Origin of the sequence: Trinickia symbiotica, assembly GCF_003028655.1 — a bacterium.
Classification (GTDB): Bacteria; Pseudomonadota; Gammaproteobacteria; order Burkholderiales; family Burkholderiaceae; genus Trinickia; species Trinickia symbiotica_A.
The window spans coordinates 22089-35284 of sequence record NZ_PYUC01000026.1; the positions used below are offsets into that span (position 1 = coordinate 22089).

The window sequence follows — 13196 nt, forward strand, 5'->3', positions numbered from 1 at the left end:
GGTTCCCGTAGCGCGAACTTTTGAATCAGATGGCTCAGGTCCGCCCGCCCCGTGATTGCGGCTTATTAGCGGATAAACACTTTTCGTTTTAGCGAAGACCTGTCGCCCGCCTCAAGTCGAGCTTCAGCGCGCTCTGGCATTGCGTCGCACATGGCATCCAGCAGTACCGAAACGAGCACAGTTCCGGCAGCGCATGAATCAAATACAAGTCTTGAATGAATTCGCGCCGTAAGCAATTGGTCAGCGATTTCCCCTTGCGCGCGGAACGCGGTGTCAGAAACTACTGCGATCTTCAAGCCGATCTGTTTCGCGTACTGCAGTGCGTGGATGGTTTCCCGCGGATACAGCGGCATGGCGAAGGCAAGCATCCAATTAGCGCCAGCGTCGCGCGCTTGTTCCAGCTGGTCTTCGGCGAATGATCCACCATGGACAATGGTGCGAATGTCTGGATGCACCTTGGATGCAAAATAGCCGAATTGTGTGGCAAGGCCCGCGGCAGCGCGAATACCAAGAACGGGCAGCGGCTTCGAGTTGGCGAGGGCTTTGCCGAAAGCTCGAATCCGCTCCGCATCCCCGAGCTCTTCGACGAGTTCGGCAACATTCCGAGCCTCGGCTACGGCGGCAAGCTGATACTTATTGCCGCCCTCCACTGGAGCGGCCAACGCGGGCTCCGAGTAAGAACGCAGTTCGCGCCGCATTTCCAGGAATCCGTCGAATCCAAGAGCAACGGCAAAGCGCGAGACGGATGGCTGACTGACGTTGGCAAGTTCGGCCAGTTCCATGCTCGTCAGAAAGCCGATGTCCGACGCATGGTCGACAATAATTTGAACGATACGGCGATGGGCGGGCGTCAAGCGTTGACCCTCAAGCCTCCGCTCGAGCTCCGACCGCAAAGACGTGGAGCCCGCCGTATTTTGAGGCGACGACTTCGCGGATCGGGTGAGTTCGGCGCGGCTTACGCGAGGCAATTCAGTTCTCCGGAACTTCTACAAGGATTCGTCAGATGTCTGAGCAGAATCTTACCCGAAAAGATGTGCCGCTATGGAACGGAAGTACCACTTCATCAAGTATCGAGAAGGCCGAACCGGGGTGGTAGATCGGGCAGCGGAAGTCACGGAGTGAACGAGGAATTGCCAGCGAAGTGCTTTTGCGCGCCGGAGGTGCCGGCGCGCAGAACCGATGCGATCTGTTATGCCGCCGCGACTACAGCGGCGATTGAGGCGACTTCGTTCGGCTTACGATGCGGGAACGCGACGCCGAGATTCCACGGAAAGATGAAGTGGATCCAGCGGTGCATGCGGACGACATACGTCATCATGGCGCCGGTCAGCTGAACGTATTCCTCTTTCGTTTCCAGGGTATCGAGTGCATCGCTGTACATTTGCCCGATCTGATGCATGTTTGTGAGCCCAAGATCGGTCATGAACTCGAAGACGTTGAACGTACCAGTGAGGAACTCGCGCGTCATTTTTACGAGCGTGGGCAATTCCACGTCCGGGTATTGCGAAACCTTGAGGAAGCGATACATCACGTCCGCACCGACGAGCATGAGATACGCCTCGAGATGGACCAAAACGCTGAACGATTGCTGACCACTGCCAGCACCGCTGTCGATGATGCCCCAGCGGATCTTCTGAATTTCCTCTGGCTCGGCCAGCCATACGCGCTCGACCTGACGGTCAATCTCGGCTTTCGCTTCGCGCCAGTTGCCTTTGAATTTCTCGATGCTCGACATTACTGAGCCCTCCGGATAGTGATGTTGACAAGGTTCTTGCGGGGCTCGGCAACGGTTTGCTCCCAAACATGCTGACCGAGCCTGGCCAAGAGGGGGAGGTCGCTGTCGAGCACTTGGCCGAACTTGTTGACGAGCGCGCTCTCGGTGATGCTTCCGTAGGTGAGGCAAATGGTTTGTCCGGGGGCATACAAATAGACGGCGCCGGGCGAGCGCTTAACCATGTTGCTTTTCCCCAGATGCACGATCTTCGTTGGCAGCCAGATGGCTTCGCCAGAGATGACCACGTGGCCGAGTACGCTGTCCAGGGGCAGTTGGTGAAGAACTTGGCCTACAACGTCCGGATTCTGGTCTGCGAGCAACTCAACCCGAAACTTCACGTCGATGCTCGGCGCGTGGAATTCGAGCAGATCGGTGGATGACATAGGTAAAAACCCTCTTGTATGAAAGAATTCATGTCGAGATGACGTTATAAGAATAAAACAATTCTCTCGGGCTCGCAACAAGCGGGCTGTGCGGCATGCTGGCATCGATGCCTACCGTGTTGGGCCCGTTAAAGCTTGATCGCCAGCGCCAGTACTTGCCTGGCGTCTGCACCGTCTAGCTCAGCGTCAACGGAGGTATTGAATGGATAATTTCATTCCGGTATAGTGTCGAACAAATTCATTCGAGGTTAACCATTGTGAAACTGACTCCGGGAAAGCTGACCCTTGCTCAACTGCGTGATATCGCGCGCGATAGGGGCTCGCTGCAAATCGACCCTAATAGCTTTGTTGCGATTGATACGGGCGCGAAGGCCGTTGCAGACATCGCCGCAAAGGGTGAGCCGGCCTACGGCATCAATACCGGCTTTGGCCGCTTGGCCAGCACGCACATTGCGGACGACCAGCTCGAGCTACTGCAGAAGAACCTCGTGCTGTCGCATGCAGTCGGCGTCGGCGAGCCAATGGCGTCCTCGTCGGTGCGCCTGCTGATGGCACTTAAGCTGTCGAGTCTCGGCCGCGGTCATTCAGGTATCCGGCGCGAAGTGATGGACGCGCTGATAAAACTGTTCAACGCGGATGTGTTGCCGATGATCCCGGTGAAGGGCTCGGTCGGCGCATCGGGCGACCTTGCGCCGCTCGCGCACATGTCTGCCGTGCTGCTCGGCGTCGGCGACGTGTTCATCCGCGGCGAGCGCGCGAGCGCGATCGACGGTTTGCGCGTCGCAGGCCTCGCGCCGCTGACGCTGCAAGCGAAGGAGGGCCTCGCGCTGCTGAATGGCACGCAGGCGTCGACGGCGCTTGCGCTTTACAACCTCTTCGCAATCGAAGACCTCTTTCGCACGGCGCTCGTGGCCGGTGCGCTGTCGGTGGATGCCGCGGCCGGCTCCGTCAAGCCGTTCGATGCGCGCATTCACGAGTTGCGCGGTCATCGCGGACAGATCGACGCGGCGGCCGCTTATCGCGCGTTGCTCGAAGGCTCGGGCATCAATCTCTCGCATCGCGACTGCGGCAAGGTTCAGGACCCGTACAGTCTGCGCTGTCAGCCGCAGGTGATGGGCGCCTGTCTTGATCAGATGCGTTACGCGGCCGACGTGTTGCTCGTCGAAGCGAATGCCGTTTCCGACAACCCGCTGATTTTCCCCGATACGGGCGAAGTGCTCTCGGGCGGCAACTTCCATGCGGAGCCCGTTGCGTTCGCCGCCGACAATCTCGCGCTCGCGGCCGCGGAGATCGGCGCGCTCGCCGAGCGGCGGATCGCGCTGCTCATCGACGCGACGCTTTCGGGCCTGCCGCCGTTCCTCGTCAAGGATGGCGGCGTCAACTCGGGCTTCATGATCGCGCACGTGACGGCGGCCGCGCTTGCCTCGGAGAACAAGACGCTTGCGCACCCAGCCTCGGTCGATTCGCTTCCAACTTCGGCCAACCAGGAGGACCACGTATCGATGGCGACCTTCGCTGCGCGGAAGCTTGCCGACATCGCGGAGAACACGAAGCACATCCTAGCGATCGAGTTGCTCGCCGCCGCGCAAGGCGTCGATCTGCGCGCGCCGCACAAGACGAGCCCGAAGCTCGCACAAGTGATGGAAACGATCCGTGGGAAGGTCGCGCACTATGAGATTGACCATTATTTCGCGCCGGATATCGCGGTAATCGCGAAGCTCGTCGGTGAGCGCGCGTTCGCGAAGATCAGCCCGCTCTCGTTCGCATCGGAACAGTAAGCCGAGGAGCGCACCGGTCTGAGATCTTGGATTTCGTCCTGGCCCGCATTCGCACGGGCGAGGGGGCGGAGGGCGACCACGTGCCGTCCGAGAACGACTTGGCACGCGGGTTCAAGTTCGGCCGCATGCTGGGACTGGCGGCGATTCGCGCCGATCAAGTCGCTCGCCGAGAGAAGACGCAGTTGCCCTGCGCGAAAGCTGTTTCATTCGCAGGCGCGTGGCTCACTTGCAGCGGGTCGAGTACCGGATCAAAGCGGCCGCACCGACGCAGGTGCGGTGCGGCCAGCTGCGCGTGTACGAAGTCGAGGCGAGCCTCCTTGTCCGTTCGCGCTCGTGGCCGCATGGCGCCGTCGCCTCGGTGGCTGTGCTATCTGGGAAGCCGTTATCGCTTCTCTGCACATTTCTGGTTCGCTATTGATTTTCTTTTGCTTCGAGAGCAGTCGTCATGAACCATCCAAAACACATCGATCCCCGGCTAGATCCGACACGTACGATCCGCGCGCCGCGCGGCAGCAAGAAGACCTGCAAGACCTGGATCGCGGAAGCCGCGTATCGGATGATACAGAACAACCTGGACCCGGAAGTAGCCGAGCATCCGCATGCGCTGGTCGTCTACGGCGGCATTGGCCGCGCGGCGCGTAACTGGAATTGCTTCGACCAGATCCTCGCATCGCTGAAGAATCTCGAAGAGGACGAGACGCTGCTGATTCAGTCCGGCAAGCCGGTCGGTGTGTTCCGCACGCACAAGGATGCGCCGCGCGTGCTGCTTGCGAACTCGAACTTGGTGCCCCACTGGGCGAACTGGGATCACTTCCATGAGCTCGACCGCAAGGGCCTGATGATGTACGGCCAGATGACGGCTGGTAGCTGGATCTACATCGGTAGCCAGGGTATCGTGCAGGGCACCTATGAAACGTTCTTCGCGGTCGCGAACGAGCACTTCAACGGCGATCCGTCGGGCCGTTGGATTTTGACGGGTGGCCTCGGCGGAATGGGCGGCGCGCAGCCGCTCGCGGCGACGATGGCTGGCTTCTCGATGATCGCGGTCGAATGCGACGAGACACGCATCGACTTCCGCCTGAAGACCCGCTACGTCGACAAGAAGGCAACGACTCTCGATGAGGCGCTCGGCATGATCGAGGAAGCGAAGCGCACGGGCAAGCCCGTGTCGATTGGCCTGCTCGCCAACGCGGCCGACGTGTTCACGGAACTCGTCAAGCGCGGCATCACGCCAGACTGCGTGACGGACCAGACTAGCGCACATGATCCGATCAACGGCTACCTGCCGCAAGGCTGGACCGTCGCGCAATGGCGCGAGGCGCAGAAGGTTGCTTCGCAGAGCATTGTCAAGGCCGCGAAGCAGTCGATGGCCGTTCAGGTGCGTGCGATGCTGACTCTGCAGGAACGCGGCGCGGCGACGCTCGACTACGGGAACAACATTCGCCAGATGGCGCTGGAAATGGGCGTCGAGAACGCATTCGACTTCCCGGGCTTTGTGCCGGCCTACATCCGCCCGCTCTTCTGCGAAGGCAAGGGGCCGTTCCGCTGGGTTGCGCTATCGGGCGATCCCGAGGACATCTACAAGACGGATGCGAAGGTCAAGGAACTGATCCCGGACGATCCGCACCTGCACAACTGGCTCGACATGGCGCGCGAGCGCATCGGATTCCAGGGCTTGCCGGCGCGTATCTGCTGGGTCGGCGTGATGGATCGGTATCGGCTGGGCCAGGCGTTCAATGAGATGGTCAAGAACGGCGAACTGAAAGCGCCGATCGTGATCGGACGCGATCACCTCGATACCGGCTCCGTCGCGAGCCCGAATCGCGAAACGGAAGCGATGAAGGACGGCTCGGATGCGGTCAGCGACTGGCCGCTGCTCAACGCGCTGCTGAACACGGCAGGCGGCGCGTCGTGGGTGTCGCTGCATCATGGCGGCGGCGTCGGGATGGGCTTCTCGCAGCACTCGGGCGTCGTGATCGTCGCCGATGGCTCGGACGCGGCGCATGAACGCCTTGGCCGCGTGCTGTTCAACGATCCCGCGACGGGCGTGATGCGTCACGCGGACGCTGGCTACGAACTCGCGCGGCAGACGGCCCTCGAGGCCGGCTTGAAGCTGCCGATGCTTGTCCGCTGAACATGACGGCGGTTGACCGGGCGGATGATAGGACTGACGATGACCGACACGATGCTGTTCGCGGACCATGCCTACCTGCCGGATGGCTGGCGGCGCAACGTGCTGCTGCGCTGGGACGTCGCAGGCTCCCTCACCGAAGTGACGCCCGACACAGATGCACCGGCCTGCGCCGCGCGTGCGGCGGGCCCGGTGCTGCCCGGCGTTCCAAACCTGCATTCGCACGCGTTCCAGCGCGCGATGGCTGGACTCACCGAATACCGCGCGAATGCTTCCGAAAGCTTTTGGAGCTGGCGCGACCTGATGTACCGCTTCGCGCTGAAGATCACGCCGGACGCGCTCGCGGCGATCGCGCGCTGGCTGTATGTCGAGATGCTGAAGTGCGGCTACACGTCGGTGTGCGAATTCCACTACATGCATCACGCGCAGGACGGCTCGCGCTATCCGCGGATCGAGGAACTTGGCGCACGCGTCGTCGGCGCGGCTCGCGACGCGGGGATTGGGATCACGATGCTGCCGGTCGCTTATCAGTTCAGCGGGTTCGGCAACAAACCGCCGCACGATGATCAGCGTCGCTTCATCAATACGCCCGACGGATTGCTCGGGCTGCTTGATGCGCTGCGCCAAGCGGAGCCCGAACACGGCGCGCTCCGCTACGGCGTCGCGCCGCATTCGCCGCGCGCGGTGTCAGAGGCGGGTCTGCGTGCGCTGCTCGACTGCCTGCCAGATGACGCGCCCGTGCATATCCACGTCGCCGAGCAGACGGCCGAAGTCGACGATTGCGTGCGCGCGCACGGCGTGCGGCCCGTGCAGTGGCTGCTCGACCGCTTCGATGTCGGCGCCCGCTGGTGCCTCGTGCACGCGACGCATGCTGATGCGATCGAAACCGCCGCGCTCGCGCGGAGCGGGGCGGTCGCGGGGCTGTGCCTGACGACGGAGGCAAATCTCGGCGATGGCATATTCCCGGCCGTCGACTATCTCGCGCACGGCGGCGTGATCGGCATTGGTTCCGACAGCCATGCCTCGGTCGACTGGCGTGCGGAGCTGCGCCTGCTCGAATACGGGCAGCGGCTGGCAAATCGTGTGCGCAACGTGCTCGCGAGCGATACGCGGCCCTACGCCGCGGATCGCCTGTTCAATGCCTCGCTCGCCGGTGGCGCGCAGGCGAGCGGGCGACGCATCGGCGCGCTTCGCGAAGGTTGCCGCGCCGACTGGCTAGTTCTCGATCCAGATCATCCGGCGCTTGCCGAGCACGAGAGCGACGCGTGGCTCTCCGGCGCAGTGTTCGCAGAGCACGGTGACACTCCGGTGCGCGACGTCTACACGGGCGGCGAATGCGTGGTGCGTGAACGCTGCCATCGAGATCAAGCCGCCGCATATGCGGATTACCGCGCCGCACTGGCGCAACTGCTGCGCTGACACGCGGCCCCCGGCGCGTGCCGCGTGGCGGGTTACGCCGCTGCTGAAAACCACCTGGTGCGGGTACGCTCTCGCGTGCCGTTGACGTGGGTGGCATCGGCGCACGCATCCACATAGCCTTTCGAGAGGGCGCGATGTTGAACATGCTCCAACTAGAGACGTTCGCCGCGGTGGTAGAGCATCGCAGTTTTCGGAAGGCCGCAGCCAGCCTCAATATTTCTTCTGGAGCGGTCACCAGACGGATCAAGGCACTCGAGCAATCGATTGGAACATTATTGCTGATCCGCGAGCCAACGGTTGCTCTCACGAAAGCTGGAGAGGACGTTTTGCGGTATCTCATATCTGTACGGCTACAGGAGGACGCATTACTGCGGCGGGTGATGCCGGACACGGTGGCGACGACCGCACTTGCCCTAGCCGTGAACGCCGATTCCCTTGCAACTTGGTTCGAGCCGGTCGCGCGGGAGCTTGCAAGGCACCATGTGACTCTCGAGATTGTCGTTGACGATCAGGAACACACGCTCAAAATGTTGGCCCGTGGTGACGTGAGGGGATGTTTGTCGACGCAGCACAGACCAGTCGATGGGTTTTTGGCCGAGCCAGTCGGGCAGATGCGCTATCAATGTGTCGCCACGCCGGAATTTGCCTGCAAGCATTTTGCTGGAGGTATGGCTCTGGCGAATGTGCTAAAGGCGCCAGCCGTACTATTTGACAGAAAGGACACCTTGCACGATACCTTCCTCGAGTCGCGCTTTGGGGTGGCAGTAGGTAGGTACGTCAAACACTATTTTCCGGCACCAATATCGTTGCTCAACGCGATTCTCGACGGTCTCGGTTATGGACTGGTGCCCGCAATGCAGGCGGAGCCACTGATTGGCCACGGCAAGCTAGTCGTTCTTGCCCCGGAGCACGACCTGATGGTCGATCTTTATTGGCACCACAGGGAGTCGGAACCCGAACCGCTGGCGAAGCTCAACGCCCTGATCGTTCATGGCGCCCGGCGGAGTCTGATCCAGCCGGCTCCGATGGGCAAAGACGCCGTTGCGCGATCCTCATGTATCGGACGCGACGGCGAAAGAGTGTGATTTGCCGTACACAAAGAGGGCAAGCGGATGCAGCAAGCCCCGCTGGAAGAGGGAGCCAGCCGGTCAATTTGTCGATGCCCGTCCAGTGGAGCGCTATGACGAGCAGGGATGTCGTGGCTCCAGAGAGCAGCATCATAGATGCACAGCGCGGTGTCACGCAAAACCCGGCTTCATGCAGGATAAACAGTAATCCGACGGCCGAAACATAGACAATGTTAAGCGCCACGATGGTTGAGACGATAGCCTCACCGTCAGTTGCGGTAGTGCAACCGATTAAAATGATCAGCATTCTCCACGCGTGGCCGTGTCCACTGCTCGTGGGATGCAGGTCCTCCAGTGCGCAGTTCATCGCACGGACGACTGCGGTTCCCGAGCCAAGCGCAGCGAGAAGGATGGCGCCAATGCATAGCAGCCCTGTCGGCTCGCCGGTCTGTAGCAAGATCGAGGGAATGGCGCTGGCGGCGTCAGTTACGCCGGACAGTTTTCCAGCACGAAGCGCTGCGACGACCGTTGCGGCTGGAAGAAATCCGGTAGCCAGGAGGAAAGCACCCGCAAGCCCGCAGCCCAGCGAAGCATCTGCGGGGCGACGTGCCGCGATCACGAACTGTTGATAGTCGGACCCTGTGACGACGAGAAATATGATCGCGGCGATGGTGACCAGCGTCTCAGCCCGAGGCGCGACGCGCACGTCGCGGATGAAGGATGGCCACGCATGCACGTACAGAGCCAAGCCGTTCGACTCGAATAATACATGCAGGAGGGCAAGGTTGGTCCCCAGGAGGCAGAACGCGAAAAGCATCGCTGCCAATTCCAGTTCAATGGCAGACATCACCAGCAGCCCTATCGCAATTAACGCTAGCGCGTGGGTTGCCGGAAGTCCGCACGTCTTGAGCACGGCGATGCCGCCATGGATTTGGGCCGCGAGGACCCCGGTCATCCAGAAGAGTGACAGGAACGCCACCAGCTTGCGGACTGCGGGTCCGTAGCGCTGACCGAATACATTCCAAATCGGTTCGCGCCCCCGCCAGAGAGCAGGTGCGGCCACCGCGAGCGCGAGCATGCCCAGAGCCGTTACGATCGCATAAAGACTACCTGCCATCCCGGAATGGATTGCCATCTCTCCCGAGCCAAGCAGGAACGCGACACCATAGCTCGCCGACACCAAAAGTGCGCCCACACGGATGGCACCTAGCCTGCGCTGAGTCATCGTTGCTCCCCGATGGAATGTTCCCATTCGCGGACCACCGCGTCCGGACCGCGAAAGTATGAATTACATACTCTGGCGGCTCGACTGAAAGTCGGCAACTGCAAAAGCTGGCGCTGGGCGTTGGCCAGCCGATGGTAGGGAACCGAGGGCATCAGGTGATGCGTCAGATGGTACCCATTATTGTGCGGATGAATGATCCATCGCCATATGCCGTGTGAGCAGACGTCGCGTGTGTAATTAAAGATGCCGCTGGGGCGTCGGCCAAAGTGGTCACAGAGCTCGCGAAACGTGGTGATTGCGTGAAAGACAGTGGCTCTGGCCAGCATCCACACTCCAAAGAACAGCGTCGCCGCATGAAGGCCCAGTGCAAGTGCCGTGACACATAAGAGTACTGTCCACCATCCCGCTATCCCCGTTCGCCGCGACCAACTGATTTTCGGCTGATGTAGATGACCGAACGCCGAGCTTGACCATGCGGCTGGCGTCAGGAGTAGCGTGCGAAACGGCCTTCGCCAGGTATGACCTTGCTGCTGATGGACGGCGATAAAGTCGGGATCGGCGTTCGAATCACCGAGCCATGCATGATGACGTGCGTGTTGCTCACGATAGACGGCAAGGCTATTGAACAGCGCGGGCGCAATGAAGAGCCGCGCGATTGCGTCATTAATCCGGGTCGATCGTGCGAGGTTCCGGTGCGCGGCGTCGTGGAGAAGGTTTCCCAGCGCGCGCTGCCGGTTTCCGACCCAAACGATTGTTGCCGGGCACGACCACCAGCCAAACCGATGCAAAAGCACCATCGCCACGGCGATGCTCGACCAGTCAAAGACGAGGTCGACTGTTACCCTGAACAGGTCACGAGACGTCATCTCCTGATAAGCGTTGCTCCAATCCCGGAACGCGGAGCGGATGACATCCTGATCGTGAATTACGGCGCGATGACTCATCGATAACCTCCCGTCGTGGTTGCTCATTCCACCTGGCGAACAGGAGACATAGTGCAGGCGGGCGGCAACTGAGCCTTGATCTTAGGAAACAATCGAGCCGTCGCTGAGCCGCTGCGAAAATTTGAGCGGCGTTGATTTATGGACAGCGGCATGCATGAGGGATGCCTTCCCGCTAACCTAGTGTCCGGAATTGGAAGTTGGAAACTTCGATCCGTGCAGTCCGACAATTGCCGCGGATCAGGCAGAACGGTGGTACGAGTTCCTACGAAGAGAAGGTCAATGGCTACTGGACGAAGCTCGTTGCGTTTGATAGTTGAGGATTGGCTCGCTCCGGATCCCCAGAAGGGTATTCGCGTCACAGAGTTCAGAAGGGGGCGGTCCCGACGCCAATGCTATGTGTGCGTCGAAACAGTGAGAGCAGGAGGCCCTGTATCGCTGTTCTTCTTTCGTCACCAGGACGGTTCCTGGCGCATTTTTCCCCCAGATCGGGACCGCCCGGCAATGCGAACGACGGGCTCTTGAGCACTATAACTCACCGCACTGCTGTGGATTTCTATTGGGCAATGCTGTGTCGCTAGACTTGTTGTCTTCAGTGTTCGCAGCACGACATTTCCGTGGCTTCGTAGGCTTGCCGATGGGCGAGCGACAGCAGGATTCAAGGCTCCATTCGAGGGGGGCGCGCGATCGGCTGCTGTCTTATGGCGTTAGCCTTTGCAAGTCAGATGAGGCACTGCAGATTATGCTCATCCATTTCTGGCGGTTCACTTGATCCCAGGATCCGCTCATCCAAAGTTGGGACAGCACATTGTCGAGCGTCATGAACTTCGATCCCCACCAGCTCCAGACCTTTGCTGTCGTCGTCGAAACCGGGAACTATGCTCGGGCGGCAAGCATATTGAAAATCTCCAGAGCTGCCGTTTCACAAAGGATCATCTCGCTCGAGGAAACATTCGGGACGCCCTTACTTGTTCGTAAAGGCATGATGCTAACTCCGTCGGGCGAGAGGCTGCTTGAGCACGTCCAGAAGCAAAAGCTTCTGGAGGCCGACACTCTTGAACGAATAAAACCGGGTTCCGGAAGCCGAGCGAGGCTGGGTATTGCCATCAACGCCGATTCCCTGGCCACGTGGTTCGGACCGGTCGCCTGCGCCATCGCGAAAGAGAACGTAGCGCTCGAAGTGATCGTTGATGACCAAGATCACACATTCGCAGTCCTGGCGCGCGGCGAGGCCATGGGGTGCGTTTCGACGGCGCGCGCCGCTCCGATCGGATTCATTGCCGAGCCGATCGGAGCGATGGAATATGAGTGCGTTGCTACACCGTCCTTCGCTCGGTCGAACTTTCTTCATGGGCTGACGCTGCGAGACATTCTTGCTGCTCCCGCTGTATTGTTCAACCGGAAGGATGCATTGCATGCGACGTTTCTGGAGCAGTTGCTTGGCTTTCCGGTGACCGGCTATGCCACGCATTACTTCCCGTCGCCAGACGCCCTCCTGGCCGCCATCCTGGCAGGCGTCGGATATGGCCTCGTTCCGACTTTGCAGATCGGTCCATTGATTCGGTCCGGCGATCTCGTGGCGCTGGCGCCGAACAATAGAGTGTCGGTTAACCTCTATTGGCATCACTGGAAGTCGGCGCCGCCCAACGCACAGACGATCAGCGACGTGGTGATGCGTCAGGCGCGTCATGTTTTAATCCAATGAGCGTCGATGTCGTGAATCGCGGCAGAGGCAAGTACTGCCGCCGGCTAACCCTTGAGCACTTGACTTTCATCGGGAGCCACTTACAAGATCGCGTAACATTTTGGTCGGTTAGCGTAACGGTACGAACAATTATGGAGAGGAACGTTGGGCGAGAAAGACCTGATCAGACTGTGTGCGACGCTCAATCCGTATATGGCTGAGGCCGTCTACGTCTATTGCTTCTTTCCTGATTTCCTGGTACCGGCCGGTCTGCGGACCCTTTGCACCATGCGCGAGCGAGAAGGGCTGACGGCCGTCGTGGAACGCTCGGATGCCGAGGGCCGCAACCTTTCCTTTACGTTCGATGCCCGTCTCATAACGCTGACAGTTCACTCAAGCTTGGAGGCCATTGGACTTGTCGCTGTCATCAGCCGCAAACTGGCGGAAGCCGAGATTCCATGCAACGTGATCGCCGGATATTGCCACGATCATCTCCTCGTCCCGGTCCAACGAGCTGGCGAGGCAATGGCCTTGCTGCATGAAATAGCAGCGTCAGCCACTGAGTTGTAGTTTTGCAAGCGAAGTCCACGGACGGCCCGTTAGTTTTCCTTGTCGGCGGAAAGATAACTTGAAGGCGGTCGATTACAACTTGCGCGAACAAAATGTATTGAATAAATTCGTTAGAAAATCAGATATTGGTGGGCCATCAAAGGGCAAACGGCAGCATGTCGGGCGGTCGCGTCGAGGCATACGACGCAGCCTATGTGCCTATCTCGCCCGAAGCTGGAGAGCAG

General features: G+C 60.3%; 11 protein-coding genes. 6 read left to right on the forward strand and 5 right to left on the reverse strand.

All coding sequences use genetic code 11. The features are described 5' to 3' along the window. Positions 1-65: 65 nt before the first annotated feature. The 3 genes from C9I57_RS30695 to C9I57_RS30705 all read right to left on the reverse strand — a co-directional run bounded on the left by C9I57_RS30695 (position 66) and on the right by C9I57_RS30705 (position 2157). Positions 66-854: a MurR/RpiR family transcriptional regulator gene (locus C9I57_RS30695; RefSeq protein ID WP_199189659.1), complete on the reverse strand. Its 789-nt coding sequence runs from the start codon at positions 852-854 to the stop codon at positions 66-68. 335 nt (positions 855-1189) lie between these two features. Beyond that, entirely contained in the window at positions 1190-1735 is a 546-nt protein-coding gene (locus C9I57_RS30700; RefSeq protein WP_102607390.1) for a hypothetical protein, read from the reverse strand. Then, on the reverse strand, positions 1735-2157 hold the full coding sequence (locus C9I57_RS30705; protein WP_107154281.1) for a hypothetical protein: 423 nt from the start codon (positions 2155-2157) through the stop codon (positions 1735-1737). Before C9I57_RS30705 ends, C9I57_RS30700 begins: the two co-directional genes overlap by 1 nt. Before the next feature lie 254 nt (positions 2158-2411). Between C9I57_RS30705 and hutH the strand changes: the two genes are divergently transcribed. The 4 genes from hutH to C9I57_RS30730 all read left to right on the forward strand — a co-directional run bounded on the left by hutH (position 2412) and on the right by C9I57_RS30730 (position 8570). Next, entirely contained in the window at positions 2412-3935 is a 1524-nt protein-coding gene (gene hutH / locus C9I57_RS30710; protein ID WP_107154282.1) for a histidine ammonia-lyase, read from the forward strand. 445 nt (positions 3936-4380) lie between these two features. Beyond that, on the forward strand, positions 4381-6069 hold the full coding sequence (hutU, locus tag C9I57_RS30720) for a urocanate hydratase (protein WP_107154283.1): 1689 nt from the start codon (positions 4381-4383) through the stop codon (positions 6067-6069). A gap of 39 nt (positions 6070-6108) precedes the next feature. Next, positions 6109-7485, forward strand: a complete 1377-nt coding sequence (locus C9I57_RS30725; protein ID WP_107154316.1) for a formimidoylglutamate deiminase — start codon at positions 6109-6111, stop codon at positions 7483-7485. A 134-nt stretch (positions 7486-7619) separates the two neighbouring features. Then, complete coding sequence (locus C9I57_RS30730; protein ID WP_107154284.1) at positions 7620-8570, forward strand: HTH-type transcriptional regulator ArgP; 951 nt, start codon at positions 7620-7622, stop codon at positions 8568-8570. Here the strand turns inward: C9I57_RS30730 and C9I57_RS30735 are convergent. Further along, entirely contained in the window at positions 8458-9804 is a 1347-nt protein-coding gene (locus tag C9I57_RS30735; RefSeq protein ID WP_258187914.1) for a sodium:solute symporter, read from the reverse strand. The two genes, C9I57_RS30730 and C9I57_RS30735, sit on opposite strands and share 113 nt — an antisense overlap. Then, positions 9774-10721 (reverse strand): fatty acid desaturase family protein, encoded by a 948-nt coding sequence (locus tag C9I57_RS30740; RefSeq protein ID WP_107154317.1) that lies wholly within the window; start codon positions 10719-10721, stop codon positions 9774-9776. The genes C9I57_RS30735 and C9I57_RS30740 overlap by 31 nt, the downstream gene beginning before the upstream one ends. An 817-nt stretch (positions 10722-11538) precedes the next feature. Here C9I57_RS30740 and C9I57_RS30750 point away from each other — a divergent pair. Together C9I57_RS30750 and C9I57_RS30755 are read left to right on the forward strand one after the other, a co-directional pair. Beyond that, entirely contained in the window at positions 11539-12423 is an 885-nt protein-coding gene (locus tag C9I57_RS30750; protein ID WP_107154286.1) for an HTH-type transcriptional regulator ArgP, read from the forward strand. Positions 12424-12567: 144 nt separating this feature from the next. After that, on the forward strand, positions 12568-12972 hold the full coding sequence (locus C9I57_RS30755) for an ACT domain-containing protein (protein WP_107154287.1): 405 nt from the start codon (positions 12568-12570) through the stop codon (positions 12970-12972). Positions 12973-13196: the final 224 nt, after the last annotated feature.

Excerpts from the sequence above, each read along its gene's own strand:
- C9I57_RS30700 (WP_102607390.1), bottom strand. The coding sequence starts at position 1,735 with ATGTCGAGCATCGAGAAATTCAAAGGCAACTGGCGCGAAGCGAAAGCC.
- C9I57_RS30705 (WP_107154281.1), bottom strand. The coding sequence starts at position 2,157 with ATGTCATCCACCGATCTGCTCGAATTCCACGCGCCGAGCATCGACGTG.
- hutU (WP_107154283.1), top strand. The coding sequence starts at position 4,381 with ATGAACCATCCAAAACACATCGATCCCCGGCTAGATCCGACACGTACG.
- C9I57_RS30725 (WP_107154316.1), top strand. The coding sequence starts at position 6,109 with ATGACCGACACGATGCTGTTCGCGGACCATGCCTACCTGCCGGATGGC.
- C9I57_RS30730 (WP_107154284.1), top strand. The coding sequence starts at position 7,620 with ATGTTGAACATGCTCCAACTAGAGACGTTCGCCGCGGTGGTAGAGCAT.
- C9I57_RS30735 (WP_258187914.1), bottom strand. The coding sequence starts at position 9,804 with ATGGGAACATTCCATCGGGGAGCAACGATGACTCAGCGCAGGCTAGGT.
- C9I57_RS30740 (WP_107154317.1), bottom strand. The coding sequence starts at position 10,721 with ATGAGTCATCGCGCCGTAATTCACGATCAGGATGTCATCCGCTCCGCG.
- C9I57_RS30750 (WP_107154286.1), top strand. The coding sequence starts at position 11,539 with ATGAACTTCGATCCCCACCAGCTCCAGACCTTTGCTGTCGTCGTCGAA.